Here is an 18,140-nt window from a genome sequence, read left to right as displayed (position 1 = left end):
CCCTCACGCCTTGCCCAGCAGGATCGCGCTGCTGATCATGCCGACGGTGTAGTTGAAGGACAGCGCGTGGTCGACGCGCTGCGGCCGGGCCGTGGTGCCCGGCACCGGGTCGAAGGCGCACTCGTCCGCCGGGTCGACGCAGCCGGCGGTCGGGCACACCGTGTCGCGCTGGATCATCAGGGAGGTCGCCGCCACACCGAGGTTGCCGAGCGGGCCGCCGTTGTGCCCGAAACAGGCCTCCTGCACGGTGACGGGCAGCCGGGCCGCCCGGTCCCCGAACAGCGAGTGCACGATGTTCGACTCCGTCTCGTGGAAGACGCGGTCGCCCTCCGCGCCACCGTTGACGTAGTCGATCTGGTCCGGCTCGACGAGGCCCGCCATGGCGTCACGGGACGCCTGGACCATGCCGGTGCCCGCCCGGTCGATGGCGAAGGCGCTGTGCTGGGGACTGCGCCGGGTGCGCTGCGACATCAGCCGGGCGTAGGGCCGGGCGCCGCGCGCCTCGGCGTGCGCGCGGCTCTCCAGGACCAGCGTGATCGAGCCGCTGCCCATGTTCGAGCCGGGTGAGTTCTTGTCGTAGGGGCGCATCAGGCTGCGCATCGCCAGGGCCGCGTCCTCCATCGCGTCGACCGTGCCGTCCTCGTCCGCACTGAGTTCCGCGTAACGGTCCAGCAGGTCCGCGTAGTGCAGCAGGAAGTCCCGGCCGAACACGTCGGCGCCGGTGACCACGGCGACCTCCACCTCGCCGCCCGCGATCAGACGGTGCGCCATCCCGAGCGCCACGGCCGAGGACGTACAGCCGTTGGAGATGGTGAAGCTGGGCCCGGTCCCGCCGATCACCGACACCTGGACGTTGGTGACGTCCATGGGGATTCCGGTGAGGGCGAGCCGGGTGCCCAGGGCGTTGATCTCGTCCTTGGTGACGGTGGCACGGTCGGCGCGCAGGATGTCGCTGTACTGCGTCGACCAGCAGTCTCCGCCGTCGCGCGCGGTCAGCACCCCCGCCTCGGCCAGATCCCCCGAACGCCAGTCGAGACCGGCGTCCGTGCACGCCTCCGCGAACGAGACCAGGCCGTGCAACTGGACGGGGGAGTACAGCGCGAGTGCCTTTCGGGGCAGCTCCGGAAACCGCTCCTTCACATCCGTGGCGTCGGTTCTCGCCTGCCCGAAGTAAATTCCGTCCTGTTCCACGTGGCAGGCGCCCGTGGAAATGATGTCCCAGAACTCCGCGGACGTCGCACACAGCCCCTCGGGGCCGGGCAGGGAGAATCCCATTCCGGAAATCAGCGTGTCGCGCCCGGAGTCCTTTTGCTGGTCGGTCATACGACTCCCTGCGTTGCTTGGGCTGATCACACTAAAGGCCGTGCGTCGCCGCCGTTAACCGGCCCCCGGTACCCGAAATCCCAGGTCACCGGTATTCGCGGTACCGCGTCATCGCGGGTACTTCCGGTACCGGCCGGGAAATGTCCCCGGTACCGGTGGAACGATGTCGAATAGTTGAGCGCCGGATACGTTTTCGGTATGGCTGCACTGGCTGAATCCACCGCAGGGCAGAACCGTGGGGGCCAGGTACTCGTCACCGGTATCGGTGTGATGCTCCCCGGTGCAACCCACGTCAACGAATTCTGGCAGGACGTACGTGACGGCCGTTCACGTCTGGGCCCGCTGACACGCTGCGCTCCGGGACCGACCGGTGTCCGGGCGGCGGGCGAACTGCGGGACTTCGACCACCGGAAGTTTTTGCCGGACCTGAGCGAGAAATTCGCCGGCCGGTACACACGCGAGGCGCTGGCCGCCATGTCGGCCGTGGAGGAGGCCCGCCGTGACGCGGGGCTCGGACAGGGCGAGATCGACCCGTGCCGGCTGTCCCTCATCGCCTCCTCCTCGCGCGGGCCCCTGGAGTGGGTGAGCGACGTGCTCACCGGCGGCACGCACCACGACGCGGCCGAGGCGAGCGCCGTCGCACGGGCAGCGGCCAGACAGCGGCACTTCGGCGACAGCGGCGCGATGCTGCGCGGCATGCCGGGCGCCCCGGCGACCCTCGCGGCCATCTACGGCGACGTGCGCGGACTCGTCACCACCCTCAGCAGCGCCTGCGTCGGCGGGCACCACGCCCTCGGCTTCGCCGCCGACCTGATCCGCTCGGGCGGCGCCGACGCCGCGCTCGTGCTGGGGTACGAGTTCCCGCTCACGCCCTTGGTCTTCGAGTCCTTCACGGCCATGGGCGACGGCGTGCTGTCGACCGAGTCGGACGACCCGCGCCGGGCCGTCCGCCCTTACACCCGGGACCGCGAGGGCTTCGTCTTCGGCGAGGGCGCGATCGCCCTGTGCCTGGAACGCGAGGACCACGCCCGCGCCCGCGGCGTCGACGGCTACGCGCGCGTGCTGTCCCACCGGGCGCGGAACGAGGCCACCCACCCGTTCGGCATGGACATGAGCGGCAAGGTCACCGCGTCGGTGGTCGCCGAGGCCCTCGACGACGCGGGCCGCAGCCCCGCGGACGTCGGCTGGTTCTGCGGGCACGGCACGGCCACCCCGAAGAACGACGTGGCCGAGAGCCGGATGCTGGGCGCGCTCTACGCGGACCGCCCCCGCTCCGCCTGGCCGCCTCTGACGTCCGTCAAGCCCGTGCACGGGCACCTGCTCGGCGCCACGGCCCTGGTCAACGCGGCGGCAACCGCCCTGGCCCTGCGGCACCAGACCCTGTGCGCGACCGCCAACTACGCGGACGCGGAACCGGATCCCGAGTGCGACCACGACCACGTCGGCGAGGGGGCGCGCCCCGGTGAGCTGGACCTCGCGGTGTCCCTCGCCTTCGCCATCGGCAGCCAGACCTCGGTGCTCGTGCTGGGCGCCGCCTGACCGGTGGTGCGCCCCCTCGGCGGACCGACCCTGCGAAGGAGACCATGACCACGCACAGCGGACCCGCACGGCGCCCCGCCGTCGTCCCCGACGTCGACGCCCTGGTGGCCCGGTACGTCACCCCCGGCACGCACCTGCACCTGGCCATGACGATGGCCCGGCCGAACGCCATGGTCTACGCGCTGGCCCGGCAGTTCGCGGGCCGGGGCGCGTTCACCGTCAGCACGTCGGCCACGCACACGGCGATGCACGCCCTGACCATGTCGGGCGCGGTCGACCACCTGATCACCTGCTTCCTGGGCGACACCTACCCCACACCGCGCCCCAACCCGCTCTACCGCGACCTGGCCCGCGGTGTGCCCTTCACCTGTGAACTGTGGTCGCTGCTGAGCTTCACACAGCGGCTGACGGCCGGGGCGACGGGGCTGCCGTACGGCGTGACCGCCTCGCTGGTCGGCAGCGATCTGGAGCGCGGGCTGGCCGCGGGCGGGCGCGGGCCGCTGCCCGGCGGGGACGGCGCAGCGGCGGACGCGGTCCCGAAGTTCGTGCGACTGGCGGACCCGGCCGGCACCGACCGGACCTTCGGTCTCGTGGAACCGCTGCGTCCGGACTTCACGCTGCTGCACGGGGCGTGCGCGGACAGCCGGGGCAACATCGTGCTCGTGCCGCCCGCCGGCGAGGGCGCCTGGGCGGCCTACGCCGCCCGGCGGGGAGTCCTCGCGTCCGTGGAGCGCATCGTGCCCGACGCGTTCGTCGACGCCCACCCGGAGCGGGTCGTGATCCCGGGGCAGCGCGTCGTCGCGCTGTGCGAGGCCCCGCTGGGCGCGCACCCCCAGTCGCTGCGCGGCCTCACCATCGGCGAACCGGCCCAGCACGTCACCGGCTACCGCGACGACTACGCCTTCCTCACCGAGCTCGTGGAACGCCTCGCGACCGAGGACGGCGCCAAGGAGTGGTACCGCGAGTGGGTGGAGGAACCCGGCGGTCACGCCGGCTACCTCCGCAAGCTCGGATCCACCCGCCGCGCCGAACTCACCCTCGCCGCCCGGCCCCTCACCCCCCGCACGCCCGTCGCCCCGCCCCGCGGCGCCGCCCGGCCGTCGCCCGCCGGGACACCGCGGGCCGCGGACGCCGGCCGCCCCCGGCCGGAGCCCCGCACGCCCGTGAGCCGGCAGGAACGCACCGTCATCCTCGGCGCGCGGGCCATCGTCCAGCACGTCACCGAGGACGGGTACGACACCCTGCTCGCGGGCATCGGCGTGTCCCACCTGGCGGCGTGGCTGGCCGCCGCGCGCCTGCGCGAGCAGGACGTGCACGTCCCGGTCTGCGCCGAACTCGGCTTCTACGGCATGGATCCCGAGCCCGGCGACGTCTTCCTCTTCAGCCAGCTGCACGCCACCCGCTCCCAGCAACTCGCGGGCATCACCGAGATCCTCGGCGGCATGGTGGCGGGCAACCGGCGCTGCCTGGGCGTCCTCGCGGCCGGCGAGGTCGACACCCGCGGCGACATCAACACGAGCCTGCTGGCCGACGGCCGCTGGCTGACCGGTTCCGGCGGCGCCAACGACATCGCCACCAGCACCGACTGCCTGGTGCTGTCCACCGCGTCCCCGCGCAAGTTCGTCGAGCGCGTCGCCTACGTCACCAGCCCGGGCGCCCGGGTGCGCGAGGTCGTCAGCCACTTCGGGCGGTTCCGCCGGGAGGGCGGAGCGGACAGCCCGTTCCGGCTGGCCACCTGGCTCCCGCCCGGCGACGACGGCCCGGCCACCCCCGAGGAGGCGGTGGCGCGGCTGACCCGCTGGCCCGCCCCCGTGTCGGGCTGCGTGCCCGAGCCGGAGGTGACGGAGGCGGAGGTCGCCTGGCTGCGCAGTCTCGACCCGCAGGGTTTCTACAGGTGAGGAGCATGGCAGTGACAGGTGGAATCTGGGCGGGCCGAGGGCTGTCCTTCCGGGGCTTCGGCCACTACTTCCCCAGGCACTGGGAGCCGACCCCGGCCGACCTGCCGGAGGCACCCGAGATGGAGGCGGCGATCCTCGGTCCCGACCTCGGCGTGGCGGGACGCCACCTGTCCGACGACTCCGAGACCGTGCCGTACATGGCCGTGGAGGCCGGACGCCGGGCACTGGACAACGCCGGACTCGACGGGGACGACCTCGACCTGGTGGTCTTCTCGTCCTGGTCGCAACGCAGGTACGCGCCCGAGGACGGGCCGCGGATCGCCCTGCGGCTCGGCGCCCGGCGCGCGCTGGCCTTCGACGTGTGCGCCGCCTGCGTCGGCTTCGTGCACGGCGTGCAGACGGCTGCCGCGCTGCTGACCAGCCACCAGTGGCGGCGTGCCCTGGTGATCTGCTCCGACCAGTTCTCCCGGCGGCTCAAGCCGGGGCGTCGCGGCAGTTACGTCGGCGGGGACGGGGCCGGTGCCGCGGTGCTGGAGGTGGGCCCGCCGGACGACTCCCGGCTGCGGGACTCGGTGGTCCTCAGCTACGGCGAGCACGCGGGAGTGTCCAAGGCGCGCGGCACCGACGGCTGGACCGTGAGCCTGCCCACCATCGCCGACGTGGCCGCCGAGACCGCCGGCGAGGCCACCGACCTGGTGCTGCGCCGCAGCGGCATGACCCTCGCCGACATCGACTGGGTCGTGCCCCACCCCGGCTCGGTCCGGATCAGCGAACACCTCCTGACCCGCATCGGCGCCGACCCCGCACGCGTCCTGACGAACCTGCGCACCCGCGGTCAGACCACCAGCGCCACCATCCCGACAGCCCTGTCCGAGTACGTCGAGTCCGGCCGCCTCGGCAAGGGAGACGTGATCCTGTCGCCCGCGGCCGGCGCCGGCTGGTTCTCCGGAGCGCTGCTCTACCAGCTCTGACCGTCGGGCCGACGCCTCCTGCCGGGCTCCGGGCACCGGACGACCCGCTCACCCTCCACGAGGAAAGGACCACCCGTCATGTCCACCCCCCAGTCACCGTTCGACGGCGCTCCGCCGCCGGTCGTGCTCGACGGTGTCGGCCACTACTTCCCCGGCGAGCCCGTCACCAACGACCACTTCGAGCGCCTGCCCGGACTGGGCGTCGACGACGCGTGGATCCGTGAGCACACCGGCGTCGTCTCCCGCCACTGGGCCGGACCGGACGAACGGTTCGCCGAGATGGGCGTCAAGGCCGCCCGTGCCGCCCTGGACGACGCGGGTCTCGACGTCTCCGACGTGGACCTGATCGTCGGGACCAGCGCCACCGCACGCCCGCGGGCCAACCCCTCCTCGCTCGGCAACAACTACATGGACATCTCCCTGCCCGTGCAGCGGCAGCTCGGCGCGCACGGCGCCTACTGCTTCGACGTCACGGCGGTCGCCTGCGCCGGCTTCCTGTACGCGAGCGTCGTGGCCCGGGGCCTGCTGGCGACCACGGGCGCGCGCACCGCCCTGGTCGTGTGCGCCGAGAGCCCGCGGGACATCCTCGACTTCCGGTACAAGAACTCGGCGTTGTTCGGCGCGGGTGCCGCGGCGGCCGTGTGGCGGCGCGGCGAGTCCGTGGGCGCCGGCACCGACGGACTGCCCAGCCGCAGCGGGCTGATCGACATCGTGCTGCACTCCGACGGCCGCTACTACGACGTGTTCGACATCGACGAGAACGACAAGATGGTGATGCGCGGCGGGGTGCTCTCCGAGGTGACCCCGGACATGCTCGTGGACGCCGGGCAGTCCGTACTGAAACGCAACGGCCTTTCACCGGAGCAGATTTCCTGGTGCGTTCCGCACCAGGCGAACACCAATCTGCTGTACCCGATGGCGGACCGCATCGGCATCCCCCGGGAGCGCATGCTGCTGAACCTTCCCCGGCGCGGCAACACCTCCAGCGTCGGAATGCCCGGAGCGCTCTCCGAATTCGTGCAGGACGGCACGGTGAAACCCGGGCAGCTGCTCCTCGGCGTGAGCATCGGGCGCGGCCTCAGCTGGGGCGCCATGGTCTTCCGGTACCGGTGAGCCACCGGGCCGCGGGCGACGACGCACAGCGAGAGGGGAGCGACCTTGTCCGAAGCCAGGAACGCGCTGGTGACCGGCGGTACCAGGGGCCTGGGTCTGGCCGTGGCCCGACGGCTCGCGGCCGAGGGCTGGACCACGACGGTGTTCGGCCTCGATCAGGGCCGACTGGAGAAGGTGCGGGCGATGGCCCGGTCCGAAGGGCTGGACCTGCACGCGGTGCGGGCCGATGTGACCTCGGAGGAGTCCGTGCGGCAGGCCGTGGCCGAGCTGACGCGGAACCAGCCGCTGCACCTGTGCGTGAACAACGCCGGCCGCAACCTCTCCCGACTGCTGCTGCGCCCGCCGCGCGACGGCGGCGGCGAGTTGCTCACCCACCCGCTCGACGACTTCGAACGCACGCTGCGCCTGTGCCTGACCGGCGTGTTCCTGGTCGGCCGTGAGGCCGCCGCGAGCATGGTCCGGCACGAGGTGCCGGGCGTCATCGTCAACGTGTCCTCGGGTCTGGCCCGCGGCGCCTACGGGCAGTCGGCGTACACCGCGGCGAAGGCCGGCGTGGAGGCGCTGACCCGCACCTGGTCCTACGAACTCGGCCCGTACGGCATCCGCGTGGTGGCCGTCGCGCCCGGCGTGATGGACGGGGAGGCGCTGCGCGAGAAGAGCACGGCCTTCCCGCGGCACGCGCGGTACATGGAGGGCCTCAAACGCTTCGTGCCGCTGGGCCGCTGGGCCGCCGAGGACGAGATAGCCGACGCGGTGTGTTTTGCCGCGGACAATCCCTACCTCACGGGCTCGGTCATCCGTATCGACGGCGGGGGACCGCCCGGCTGGGTGCCGTGATATTCCGATCCCGGACCAAATCCCTTTCTTATGCCGGTACTTCACGTACCCGCACCGCCCCTGATCGAGTACTGGAGGCCCGATGCGGCACCCTGCCGACGCCACTAGCTTTTCACGGGTGAATGCAGAACATCACGGAATCTGGTCGGACGCCGGAATTCGATTCACCGGGTTCGGCCATTACTTCGGCTCCGAGGAAATACCCAACGAAAGCATCGACAGGGCGACGACGAGCGTCGTGGAGGACCGGGTCATCGGCGGTGTCGGCGTCCGCACCCGCTACCGGGCCGGTGACGACGAGACACCGGTGTTCATGGCCGCGCAGGCCTCCCGGCAGGCACTTCAGCGGGCGGGTGCCGACGCCGGCGACATCGACCTGGTCGTCGTCAGCCACTGGACGGACCGCAACTACGTGCACGAGGTGGGCGCGCTGACCGCGGCCGAGCTCGGCATGAAGGGCCCGATGGCCTTCGAGATCGCCGGTTCCTGCGCCGGGTTCATCCAGGCGGTGCACACGGCGGCGGCGTTCCTCACCTCGCCCACCGGCTACCGCAAGGCGCTGGTCGCCACCACCGAGCGGGTCACCCGCCGGGTGCGGCCGGGGTCCAAGGGCGCGATGCTCGTCTCCGACGGGGCGGGCGCCTGCGTCCTGGAGGCCACGCCCGGCGGCCCGAGCGGACTGATCGACTCGGTCTTCCACACCGACGGCTTCCTGGCCCACATGTCGGCGGCCGGGGGCGAGCACGGCTGGGTGCGCAGCCACCCGGACCTCAACGAGGTGGCACTCTCCCACGTCCGAGAGGCGGTGGAGGACCTCCTGGCACGCAACAAGCTGACCATGGCCGACATCGACTGGCTCATCCCGCACTCGGGCACCGAGCCGCTGGCCAAGGGCATCCAGCACCACCTGGGCGCGGACCCCGCCCGTGTGCTGACGAACCTCTCCTTCCGCGGCAACGTCTCCAGCGCCTCCATCCCGACCACCGTGTCGGAGCTGCTGGAACGCGGCGTGGTCAAGCGCGGCGACCTGGTGCTCTCCCCGTCGATCGGCGGCGGGGTCTGGTGCTGGGGCGGCCTGCTGTACCGGATCTGAGCGAAGGGCTGAGCGGTGACCTCGACCAAGGGCGCCCGGGACGTGCTGGTGACCGGCATGGGCTTCTGCCTGCCGGGCCGCACCGGGCCGACGGCGACCCCCGACGCGTTCTGGGCGGCCGTCGCACAGGGCGACTCGTTCCTCCGGCAGGACGACGGCACGTACTTCGGCAGCGTTCCCCTCGACCCCGCCACCGTGGCCGAGCGGCTGCCGGAGATCCCGGCCCGGTTCGTGGAGAAGTACTCCGACATCCACCTCTACGGGCTGCTGGCGCTGGTGGAGGCGTGCGCGGACGCGGGCCTGGACTGGCGGGCCGGGGCGCTGCGCGAGGCCGCGGTCCTCGCGGCCCGCAACGCCACGGCCGACGCCATCGTCGACACCTACCTGCCGGTGCTGCTGGCCGACGCCCGCCACATCACCCCCCGCGAGGCCCGCTCCCTGCTGTTCCGCAACGTGCTGAACGCGGTCATGTCGGACGTGGAGACCACGCAGGCCGGCCTGGTGGGTGCCACCGGCCCGAGCTACACCCTGTCCTGCGGCTGCGCCTCCTCGGCGGTGCTCCTCGGCAACGCCGCCCGCATGATCGCGGCCGGCGAGGTGGACATCGCGGTGGTCACCGGCGCCGACTACTGGCGCGAGAGCAGACTGCGCCAGTACGCGCAGCTGGAGGAGCGGTCGGTGAGCGGCACCGAACCGCAGACCGCCACCCTCGTCGACCAGCCCATGCGCCCCTACGACGAGCGCGCCGCCGGCCTCAACTACGGCAACGGCGCCGCCACCCTGGTCCTGGAGAGCCGCGCCCACGCGCAACGCCGCCAGGCACGGGCCTACGGCCGGATCCTCGCCCAGACCACCACCCGCAACGCCCAGCCCAACCTCGCCCTCGACCTGCGGGGCACCGGAGCGGTACGCGCCGCCCGCTCGGCCCTGAGCGGGATCGCCACCCCGCAGGAGATCGACTACGTCAACGGCGCCGCGACCGGTGACCGCGCGTTCAACGTCATGGAGAGCACCCTCATGCCCGCGATCTTCGGTGACCGGACGGCCACGCTGCCCGTCACCGTGCAGGAGGCCGTCTTCGGCCACAGCGGGGCACCGCTCGGCGCGGTCGGGGTGGCGGCGACGCTGCTGATGATGCGCCACGGCCACATCGCGCCGACCGCCAACTGCGAGAAGCCGGCCGACGTGTGCACCTTCGACCCGGTGCCCGGCACCCGCGGCCGGCCCGCCCGCATCGACCTGGCCCTCAGCCTCAACTACACGATCGGTTCGGTGGCCAGCGCCATCGTGCTGGGAGGTGCCGATGACTGAGCCCACCGCCCCGACGGGCGGCACCGGGACCGACGTGCTGCCGAGCCGGTCACTGGAGCCCGTCGGCACCCGCGTCCTGCTGGAGTCGCAGCCGGACGCCACCCACACCCGCGCGGTGCGGGCCGCGTGGGAACGCTACGGCTTCCACGTCGAGGAGGCCGACGGCGCGCCCGGCGGCGGCCCGCCCGACGTGTACTGCGTCGTGGCCGTCGGCAACGAGGCGTTCGGCGGCCGCCCCGCGGCGCCGCTGCGCCGCGGCCACGTGGCCCGTGTGCTGCTGGCGATGGCCCGCCGCGGCCGCGGCCGGGCCGTGCTGGTCACCGACGGCGGCCCGCACGTGCACGACGACGCCGGGCCGGAGGCCGCCGCGGCCCGCGCCGCCGACCATGCCTGGTGGCAGCACCTCGCCAAGCGCTGCGCGCCACGCGGCGTGGCCGCCAACACCGTCCGCGTCGGCTACGCCCCCTTCCTGGGACACGTACTGACCGAGCAGGCCGAGAGCGAGCTGCTGCGGCACCTGGTCACCCGCCGCCCGGTGGAGCCCGCCGAACTGGCCGCGGCCCTGCGGGTGCTGGCCTCACGGGGCCTGGGCAACGTGGTGGGGGAGACCCTGCCGCTGGACGGCGGTCTCGACGCCGCCGTCGTGCCCATGCCCTCGGCGCGCGCCCCCCGCCCGGACCGCGGCACCGGCCTCGGCGTGCCCGACCCCTTCCGCATGAACGGCACGGTCGTCCTGGTCACCGGCGCGAGCAGCGGCATCGGCGCGAGCATCGCCCGCGAGTGCGCGGCGCGCGGCGCCGACGTGGTGCTCGCCGCCCGGCGCCGCCCCGAACTGGAGAAGCTGGCGGCCGAACTGCGCGAACGGGGCAGCCGCGCCTGGGTGCTGACCGCCGACCTGTCCACGCCGGCGCACGCCGCCGAGCTGGTACGCCACGCCTGGGAGCACACCGGCGGCCTCGACGCGCTCGCCCACGCCGCGGGCGCCGTCACCTTCGACGGCCCCGGCGACAACACGCCCCACCGCGAGCGCCTGCTCAACCTCAACACCCTGTCCTACGCGAGCGCGTGCGACGCCCTGCTCGACCGGTGGGCGGCGGCCGGGCGCGGCGGCGCCGTCGCCGCCGTGTCCTCCCTCGCCGCCGTCAGCGCGCCCGTGGCCAACCTGGCGAGCTACGGCCTGAGCAAGGCGGCCACGACGCTGTACACCCACCACTTCGCCACCTCGGCAGCCCGCTACGGCGTTCGGGCCAACACCGTACTGCCCGGCTTCGTGCGCACGCCCATGACGGACGTGACCAACCCCGCCTTCCTGCGGGCCACCAACCGGCTGGTGCCCACCGGCCGGATGAGCGAACCGGACGAGGTCGCGGCGCTGCTGTGCTACCTCATCAGCCCCGCCGCGGCCGGACTGACCGGCGCGGCGCTGCGCATCGACGGCGGCGGGCACTGCCTGGCCGGCCTGCCACCCCTGAACCCCACCACGGAAGGAGCCCGGCCGTGACGACTTCGCGACCCCGCCCCCCATCCCGGCTGCGCGGCGCGGCCCGCACGTGCGGCCCGCGCGGCGCGCTCGTGACGGCCGGCCGCACGGCGGCCGCATCTTCGGAAGGGAGCCCCAGGTGACCGCGGAACGGCCCTTGAAGGGAAAGGTGGCGTTCATCGCCGGTGCCTCCTCGGGCATCGGGGCGGGCATCGCCCGGGCGCTGGCGAGCGCGGGCGCCTCGATCGCCCTCGTGGCGCGCCGCAAGGAGCAACTGGCCGCCGTCGAGCGGGACGTGGCCGCCTACGAGGTGCCCGTCCTGGCGCTGCCGGCCGACCTGGCCGCCAAGGACGCGCCCCAGGACGCGGTGAGCGCGGCGGAACAGGCCCTCGGCCCCGTCGACATCCTGGTGAACAACGCCGCCCTGGCACGCACCGGACCCATCCACGACACGCACCCCAGGCACTGGCGGCAGGCCTTCCACCTCAACCTGGACGTGCCGTTCCTGCTCATCCGCGCCGTCCTGCCGGGCATGCGGGAGCGCGGGCACGGCTGGATCGTCAACATCAGCTCCGAGGGCAGTCTGCTCCAGGCGGACTGGTCGGCCCCGTACTCCATCACCAAGCGGGCCCTGAACGCGCTGACCGCCCAGGTGGACATCGAGAACCGGCACGTCGGGGTCCGGGCCGTGGCCGTACTGCCCGGCTGGGTCCGCACCGACCTGGCGCAGGACCCCGAGACCCTCGGCGTCGGCGTCGAGGACCTGCTGGACCCCTCGGACATCGCGGACGTCGTGCTGTGGGCCGTCACCCGCCCCCCGGCGGTCGGCATCGGCCCGCTGATCCCGGTGCGCCCGGTGAGCCGCAACGCCCAGACCCTGGTCAACTGGGAGCAGTACCTGCGGACGCTGCGGCACTACGACACCGTCGGCGGGCACATGACCGACGTGCCGGGGCTCCCGGAATGACGGGCGCTCCCACCGCCGGCGCCGCCCCGGACCCGCTCGTGGAGATCCTCGAACCGGGCGATCCCCGCGTGCCGAAGGCCGAGCACTGTGTCACGGGCGAGCTGCTGGCCGCCCGCGCCGCCGCCCACCCCGACCGCGTGTACGCCGTCCTCGCGGACGGCACCCCGTGGACCTACGCGCAGGCCTACGACGACGCGCGCGCCACCGCCGCCGCCCTGCACCGGCTCGGTGTGCGGCGCGGCGACACGGTGCTGTGCTGGCTGCCCAACGGGCGCCACGCGCTGCGCGTCTGGTTCGGCGCCAACCTGCTGGGCGCCGTCCACGTGCCCGTGAACACCGCCTATCGCGGCGCGCTGCTCGACCACGTGCTGGACAACTCCGGCGCGCGTGTGCTCGTCGCGCACGCACAACTCGTCGAACGCCTGGAGCGCACCGGGGGCGGCCGGCTGGAGGACGTCGTCGTCCTCGGCGACCCGGGGGACCACCTGGTGCCCGAGACGCTGCCCGGCTCCCCGCGCATCCTGGGGCCGCAGGCGCTGTGGGTGCGGCCGGAGGAGTTCGCGCCGCCGCCCGATCCGGTCGCGCCGTGGGACACCATGGCGGTGATCTACACATCGGGCACCACCGGCCCGTCCAAAGGCGTCCTGGTCTCCTACGTCCACCACTACTCCACGGTGACGGCGCTGCTCGACGACGAGATCACCGAGCACGACCGGTACCTGCTGAACCTGCCGCTGTGCCACGGCGGCGGCACCGAGGTCGCGTACTGCATGCTCCTGTACGGCGGTTCGATGCTGGTCACCGACGGGTTCCGCACGAGCGAGTTCTGGGACCTGGTCCGCCGGCACCGGGTGACCATGTGCACGCTGCTCGGCTCGATGACCGACTTCCTGCTGGAGGTCCCGCCGGCACCGGACGACCGGGACCACCCACTGCGCGCCGCGTGCGTGATCCCCCTCAACCGGCAGGCACTGGACTTCGGCCACCGCTTCGCCGTGGACGTGTACACGGGCTTCAACATGTCGGAGACGTCGGCGCCCCTCGTGTCGTCCCTCAATCCGCGGCGCACCGGCAGCTGCGGGCGTCCGCGCCGCGGAGTGCAGTGCCGGGTCGTCGACGAGCACGGCATCGACGTTCCGGACGGCCGGGTCGGTGAGCTGGTCCTGCGCGCGGACCGGCCCTGGTCGCTGTTCCACGGCTACCACGGCATGCCGGAGGCCACCGCGGCGGCCTGGCGCCAGGGCTGGTTCCACACGGGCGACGCGGTGGTGCGCGACCCGGACGGCGACTTCTTCTTCGTGGACCGCATCAAGGACGCCATCCGGCGCCGTGGCGAGAACGTGTCCTCGGCGGAAGTGGAGGCCGAGCTGACCGGCCACCCGGCGGTGGCGATGGCCGCGGCGGTGGCCGTGCCGAGCGAGCACGCCGAGGACGAGATCCTGGCCGTGCTCGTGCTGCGCCCCGGCGTGCCCTTCGACCCAGAGCAGCTGATCGCGTACCTGCGGCCGCGGACGGCCCACTTCATGGTGCCGCGCTACGTCCGTGTCGTGCCCGAACTGCCCCTGACCGAGACGGGGAAGGTGCGCAAGGAGGTGCTGCGCGCCCAGGGGATCACCCCGGACACCTGGGACCGGGCGGCCGCCGGGATCGAGGTCACCCGTGAACGCGTCGGCTGACCCGCCCCCGGCCCGGCACCGGGTCGTGGACGTGTGCGCGCTGGCGCTGGACCGGGCCTGCTGGCGCACGTACTTCCAGGACCTCACCGCCGTCGCGCCGACGTACCTGCGGGCCTTCGGACGGCATGCGGCGACCGTCTTCGGCGCCGAGTACGCGGCCTTCCGCGCCCGGCTCGACGCCGGGGACCACGACGGCGCGATCGACCTGCTCGTCGCCGGGCAGCCGGACCGCACCGACCCCGGCGACCTCGTGCGGACCATGGACGACAACGGAGTCGTCCACCAGGTCCTGATGAGCTGCGGCGGCACCACCGCCGACGGTGACGACGTCAACGACCGCGTCGCGGCCGTCGCCGCCAAGGCCCCCGACCGGCTCCAGGCGTGGGCCGGTATCGACCTGACCGATCCCGGCCGGGCGGTGGCCGAGCTGGAGCGCTGCCACGCCCTGGGCATGCGCGGCTTCGCGGTGACGCCGTTCTGGCAGGGCACCGATCCGCGCGATCCCGCCTGCGACCCCGTCTACCGGCGGGCGAGCGAGCTCGGCATGCCGCTGTGGCTGCACACCGGGCACCACTTCGCCACGCACGCCCACGACCTGTGCCACCCGCGCAACGTGGACCACATCGCCCGCCGCCACCCCGGGCTGCCGATCGTGGCCGGCCACGCGGCCTGGCCGTGGGTGCTGGAGATGGTCTCCATCGCCCAGCGGCACCGCCGCGTCTACCTCGACATCTCCTCGCACCGGCCGCCGTGGATGGCGCGGCCCGGCTCGGGCTGGGAGCCCCTGCTGCTGTACGGCGCCACCACGCTGCGCGACCGGGTCCTGTTCGGCTCGGCCACCTGGGTCAACGCCGACCCGGTGGCCGTGCTGGCCGGCCAGGTCGCCGCCCTGGGCCTCGGCGCGGAGGTCACGGACAGCTGGCTGTACGGCAACGCGGCCCGGCTGCTCGGCCTGGGACCGGCCTGAAGCGCGTAGCCCCGCACCCCACACCCCCCGTTCCCTCACCACCCGACACCGCCGCGGCGAGCGCGGACCCGGAAGAACAGAAAGGGATCCAACGTGATCGACCCCGCCGACTACGCACTGTGGAACAGCGGCGTTCCCCGCCCCTACCTCAAAGCGCTGTCCCATGACGACCTGCTCGCCGAGGCCGACGGCGTCCGCGTGCGCGACGCGGGCGGACGCTGGTACCTCGACGGCCGCTCCGGCCTGTGGAACGTCACCCTCGGATACGGCAACGAGCGCGTCAAGGAGGCCATCAAGCAGCAGGTGGACCGGCTGCCGTTCGCCAACAGCTACGGCTACGGCCGTCCGGCCCAGGTGACCGTGGAGTGCGCGCGGACCCTGGTGCGGCACCTGCCGGACGGCATCAACCACGTCCGTTTCGCCAGCAACGGCGCCCAGGCCGTGGAGATGGCGCTGCAGTTGTCCCGCTTCCTGCGGCTGCGGGCCGGACAGCCCGAGCGCATGGCGGTGTTCGCCATGTGGGACGGGTTCCACGGGCAGGGGCCGGGCGCCGGCATGGTGACCGGCGTGCCCTATCTGCACCACCAGACCGGGCCCATGCTGCCCGAGGTGCATCACGCCCCGGGCCCGTTCGCGCCCGGCGCCACCGACGGCGTCAGCGACCTGGAGCGGCACATCACCGACTTCGGCCCCGAGCGCGTGACCGCGGTCATCGTGGAGCCGGTGGTCGGCGAGGGCGGGCACATCCTGTCACCCGAGTACCTCGGCTCCCTGGCCCGGTTCTGCCGCCGGCACGACATCCACCTGATCTTCGACGAGGTCGTCACCGGCATGGGCCGGGTCGGCGACTTCACCCGCGCCGGTCAGCTCCCCGACGTCACGCCCGACATCATCACCCTGGGCAAGGGCATCACCTCCGGCTACGTGCCCATGTCCGCCGTGGCCATCCACGACCGCCTCTACGAGCAGCTCCACGACCGCACCACGGGCGAGACCGCGCTGAGCGTCGGCTCGACCAACGACGGTCACGCCGTGGCCGCCGCCGCGGCGATCGCGGTCATCGGCGTCCTCAGCGAGGACGGCGTGCTGGAGAACGTCCGGCAGCGCGAGTCCGACCTCGTCGCCGCCCTGGGCAAGGTGCAGGCGCAGCACCCGGAACTCACCGCGGTGCGGTGTCTGGGCCTGTTCTGCGGCCTGGAGTTCGGCGAGCCCGACGGTCCGGCGTGGACGCCGGGACAGGTGAACAAGCTGCGCATGGCGCTGGAGAGCCGCGGCGTGCTCAGCTCCAGCCTGCGCGTCGTGCCCAACCTGATGCTGATGCCGCCCCTCGTCATCACCCAGGACGACGTGGCCGAGATCGCCGGAGCGCTGGACGGCGCGATCGGCGACGTGAAGGCGGGCCGGATGCCCGAGTCCGGTTTCGCCCGGGCCATGGGATGAGCCACTGCCCCCTGCCCGACGATTCCAGCCGGCTTTTCACCACGGAAGGCGAGTGACACACCATGACCGGTCAGTCCACCGGCCGCAAGACCAGCAAGCAGTGGCAGGAGGAGGCGAAGGCGGAGTGGGACCGCTACGCCGACATCTGGGACAGCTGGACGCCCGACGACAGCCGTGACGACGCCGAGGAGGCCGCGGACTTCCTCGCGGACCTCGCCAAGGGCGGCACCGCCCTGGAACTGGGCATCGGCACGGGCCGGGTGGCCCTGCCGCTGGCGCGCCGCGGCGTGCGGGTGAGCGGCATCGACGCCTCCCCGAAGATGCTGGACAGGCTCAGGGAGAAGGACGGCGGAGACCAGATCCAGCTGTACGAGGGGAACTTCGCCGACGTCGACGTCCCGGAGGACTACGACGTCGTCTTCATCGCCCTGGCCACCTTGTTCGTGCTGCCCGACCAGGACGAGCAGGCACGCTGCCTGGCCAACAGCGCCAGGCGCCTCAAGCCCGGCGGACGGCTCGTCGTGCAGAACATCGTGCCGGACATGACGTACTACCAGCGGGGCCGGCAGAACGACTACGGGATGACCGAGCCGTTCCGGATCTCGGGCCGGCTGGCCGGGCACCCGCGGCTCGCCTGGTTCGAGATGAACCACATCGACCCGACCACGCAGATCGTCAAGCGCACCGACGTCATCATGAGCGAGAAGGGCAACAAGATCATCGCGGCGACCATGCGGTTCGTGTGGCCGTCGGAGCAGGATCTGATGGCACGTCTGGGCGGCCTCGAACTGGAGGACCGCTGGGGCGGCTGGCGCAAGGAGCCGTTCCACTACGACAGCAGGGACGCGGTGTCCGTCTACCGCAAGCAGTGAACGGAGCACCGTCCGGGAACCGGCCGGGGCCGGGAGCGGTGGCCGCCGCTCCCGGCCCCGGTGCCGTGCGGGCCCGTCACCCGGCGGCGCGGTCCGCCGCGTCACGCGCGAAGGGATGACGGCCCCCGGGGCCCACGGCCAGGCGCAGCTCCGGCTCGGTGACGCCCCGGGCCGGCTTTGGCGCGAGGCACAACACGCCCACCCTGCCGACGCGTTCGTCGCGCTGCACCCGGTGGGCCGCCTCGCCGACCTGCTCCAGCGGGTAGACGCGTGGCTGCCGGCGATGCGTTTGAGGTTCATCCACAGGCAGCGGTTGTCGAAGTGGTGGCCGTAGCCGGTGCTGGAGCCGCAGGTGACCACGGTGCCGCCGCGCCGGACGACGAAGACCGACAGGCCGGACGTCGCCTCGCCCACGTAGTCGACGCGTGAGGACGGACGCGTCGCCCAGGCCGGGTTCCGTGCGGTCGAGGACGACGTCGCAGCCGGGCCGCCGCAGCGCCTCGGCCTTGCGCGGTGAGCCGACCACGCCCACGGCGATGCCTCCCGCGTTCTTCACCGTCTGCGGCGCGTAGGCGCCCAGTCCGCCCGCCGCGCCCCACTCGCTGCTCGGCGTCCTCCGCCCACAGGGGGCTCCCGTCCCAGGTAGGCATCGC

At 73.1% G+C, this 18,140-nt stretch carries 15 protein-coding genes; 13 read left to right on the top strand and 2 right to left on the bottom strand.

Annotated elements, in window-relative coordinates; all coding sequences use genetic code 11:
• Positions 1-3: 3 nt before the first annotated feature.
• Positions 4-1,323, bottom strand: a complete 1,320-nt coding sequence (locus tag AC07DA_RS18990; RefSeq protein ID WP_479129306.1) for a beta-ketoacyl synthase N-terminal-like domain-containing protein — start codon at positions 1,321-1,323, stop codon at positions 4-6.
• Between the two features lie 198 nt (positions 1,324-1,521).
• Here AC07DA_RS18990 and AC07DA_RS18985 point away from each other — a divergent pair, with 198 nt between their 5' ends.
• The 13 genes from AC07DA_RS18985 (at position 1,522) to AC07DA_RS18925 (ending at position 17,487) form a co-directional block, all read left to right on the top strand.
• A complete protein-coding gene (locus AC07DA_RS18985; RefSeq protein WP_479129305.1) occupies positions 1,522-2,862 on the top strand; it encodes a beta-ketoacyl-[acyl-carrier-protein] synthase family protein in 1,341 nt (446 codons plus the stop codon).
• 44 nt (positions 2,863-2,906) lie between these two features.
• Entirely contained in the window at positions 2,907-4,760 is a 1,854-nt protein-coding gene (locus tag AC07DA_RS18980) for a CoA-transferase (protein WP_479129304.1), read from the top strand.
• Positions 4,761-4,765: 5 nt separating this feature from the next.
• Positions 4,766-5,731, top strand: coding sequence for a ketoacyl-ACP synthase III (locus AC07DA_RS18975; RefSeq protein WP_479129303.1), 966 nt, complete (start codon positions 4,766-4,768; stop codon positions 5,729-5,731).
• Between the two features lie 78 nt (positions 5,732-5,809).
• Positions 5,810-6,844 carry a 3-oxoacyl-ACP synthase III family protein gene (locus AC07DA_RS18970; RefSeq protein ID WP_479129302.1) on the top strand — a complete coding sequence of 345 codons (1,035 nt, stop codon included), beginning with the start codon at positions 5,810-5,812 and terminating at the stop codon, positions 6,842-6,844.
• A gap of 45 nt (positions 6,845-6,889) precedes the next feature.
• Positions 6,890-7,681, top strand: coding sequence for an SDR family NAD(P)-dependent oxidoreductase (locus tag AC07DA_RS18965; RefSeq protein WP_479129301.1), 792 nt, complete (start codon positions 6,890-6,892; stop codon positions 7,679-7,681).
• Between the two features lie 118 nt (positions 7,682-7,799).
• Complete coding sequence (locus AC07DA_RS18960; protein ID WP_479129300.1) at positions 7,800-8,774, top strand: 3-oxoacyl-ACP synthase III family protein; 975 nt, start codon at positions 7,800-7,802, stop codon at positions 8,772-8,774.
• A 15-nt stretch (positions 8,775-8,789) separates the two neighbouring features.
• Entirely contained in the window at positions 8,790-10,085 is a 1,296-nt protein-coding gene (locus tag AC07DA_RS18955) for a beta-ketoacyl-[acyl-carrier-protein] synthase family protein (protein ID WP_479129299.1), read from the top strand.
• Complete coding sequence (locus AC07DA_RS18950; protein WP_479129298.1) at positions 10,078-11,586, top strand: SDR family NAD(P)-dependent oxidoreductase; 1,509 nt, start codon at positions 10,078-10,080, stop codon at positions 11,584-11,586. The genes AC07DA_RS18955 and AC07DA_RS18950 overlap by 8 nt, the downstream gene beginning before the upstream one ends.
• Positions 11,587-11,704: 118 nt before the next feature.
• Entirely contained in the window at positions 11,705-12,532 is an 828-nt protein-coding gene (locus AC07DA_RS18945; protein WP_479129297.1) for an SDR family oxidoreductase, read from the top strand.
• Positions 12,529-14,208: an AMP-binding protein gene (locus tag AC07DA_RS18940; protein WP_479129296.1), complete on the top strand. Its 1,680-nt coding sequence runs from the start codon at positions 12,529-12,531 to the stop codon at positions 14,206-14,208. The genes AC07DA_RS18945 and AC07DA_RS18940 overlap by 4 nt, the downstream gene beginning before the upstream one ends.
• The gene (locus AC07DA_RS18935) at positions 14,192-15,175 is read left to right on the top strand and encodes an amidohydrolase family protein (protein ID WP_479129295.1); all 984 of its coding nucleotides are present in this window, start codon (positions 14,192-14,194) and stop codon (positions 15,173-15,175) included. Before AC07DA_RS18940 ends, AC07DA_RS18935 begins: the two co-directional genes overlap by 17 nt.
• 93 nt (positions 15,176-15,268) lie before the next feature.
• Positions 15,269-16,615, top strand: a complete 1,347-nt coding sequence (locus AC07DA_RS18930; RefSeq protein WP_479129294.1) for an aminotransferase family protein — start codon at positions 15,269-15,271, stop codon at positions 16,613-16,615.
• Between the two features lie 62 nt (positions 16,616-16,677).
• Positions 16,678-17,487: a class I SAM-dependent DNA methyltransferase gene (locus AC07DA_RS18925; protein WP_479129293.1), complete on the top strand. Its 810-nt coding sequence runs from the start codon at positions 16,678-16,680 to the stop codon at positions 17,485-17,487.
• A 76-nt stretch (positions 17,488-17,563) separates the two neighbouring features.
• Here AC07DA_RS18925 and AC07DA_RS18920 read toward each other — a convergent pair whose 3' ends face one another.
• Entirely contained in the window at positions 17,564-17,791 is a 228-nt protein-coding gene (locus AC07DA_RS18920; protein ID WP_479129292.1) for a hypothetical protein, read from the bottom strand.
• Between the last annotated feature and the right edge of the window lie 349 nt (positions 17,792-18,140).

The sequence above is a fragment of the Streptomyces sp. NPDC044921 genome (genome assembly GCF_056432865.1).
The sequence above is the reverse complement of the archived record's forward strand: the minus strand, read 5'-3'. Positions and strand labels throughout refer to the sequence as shown.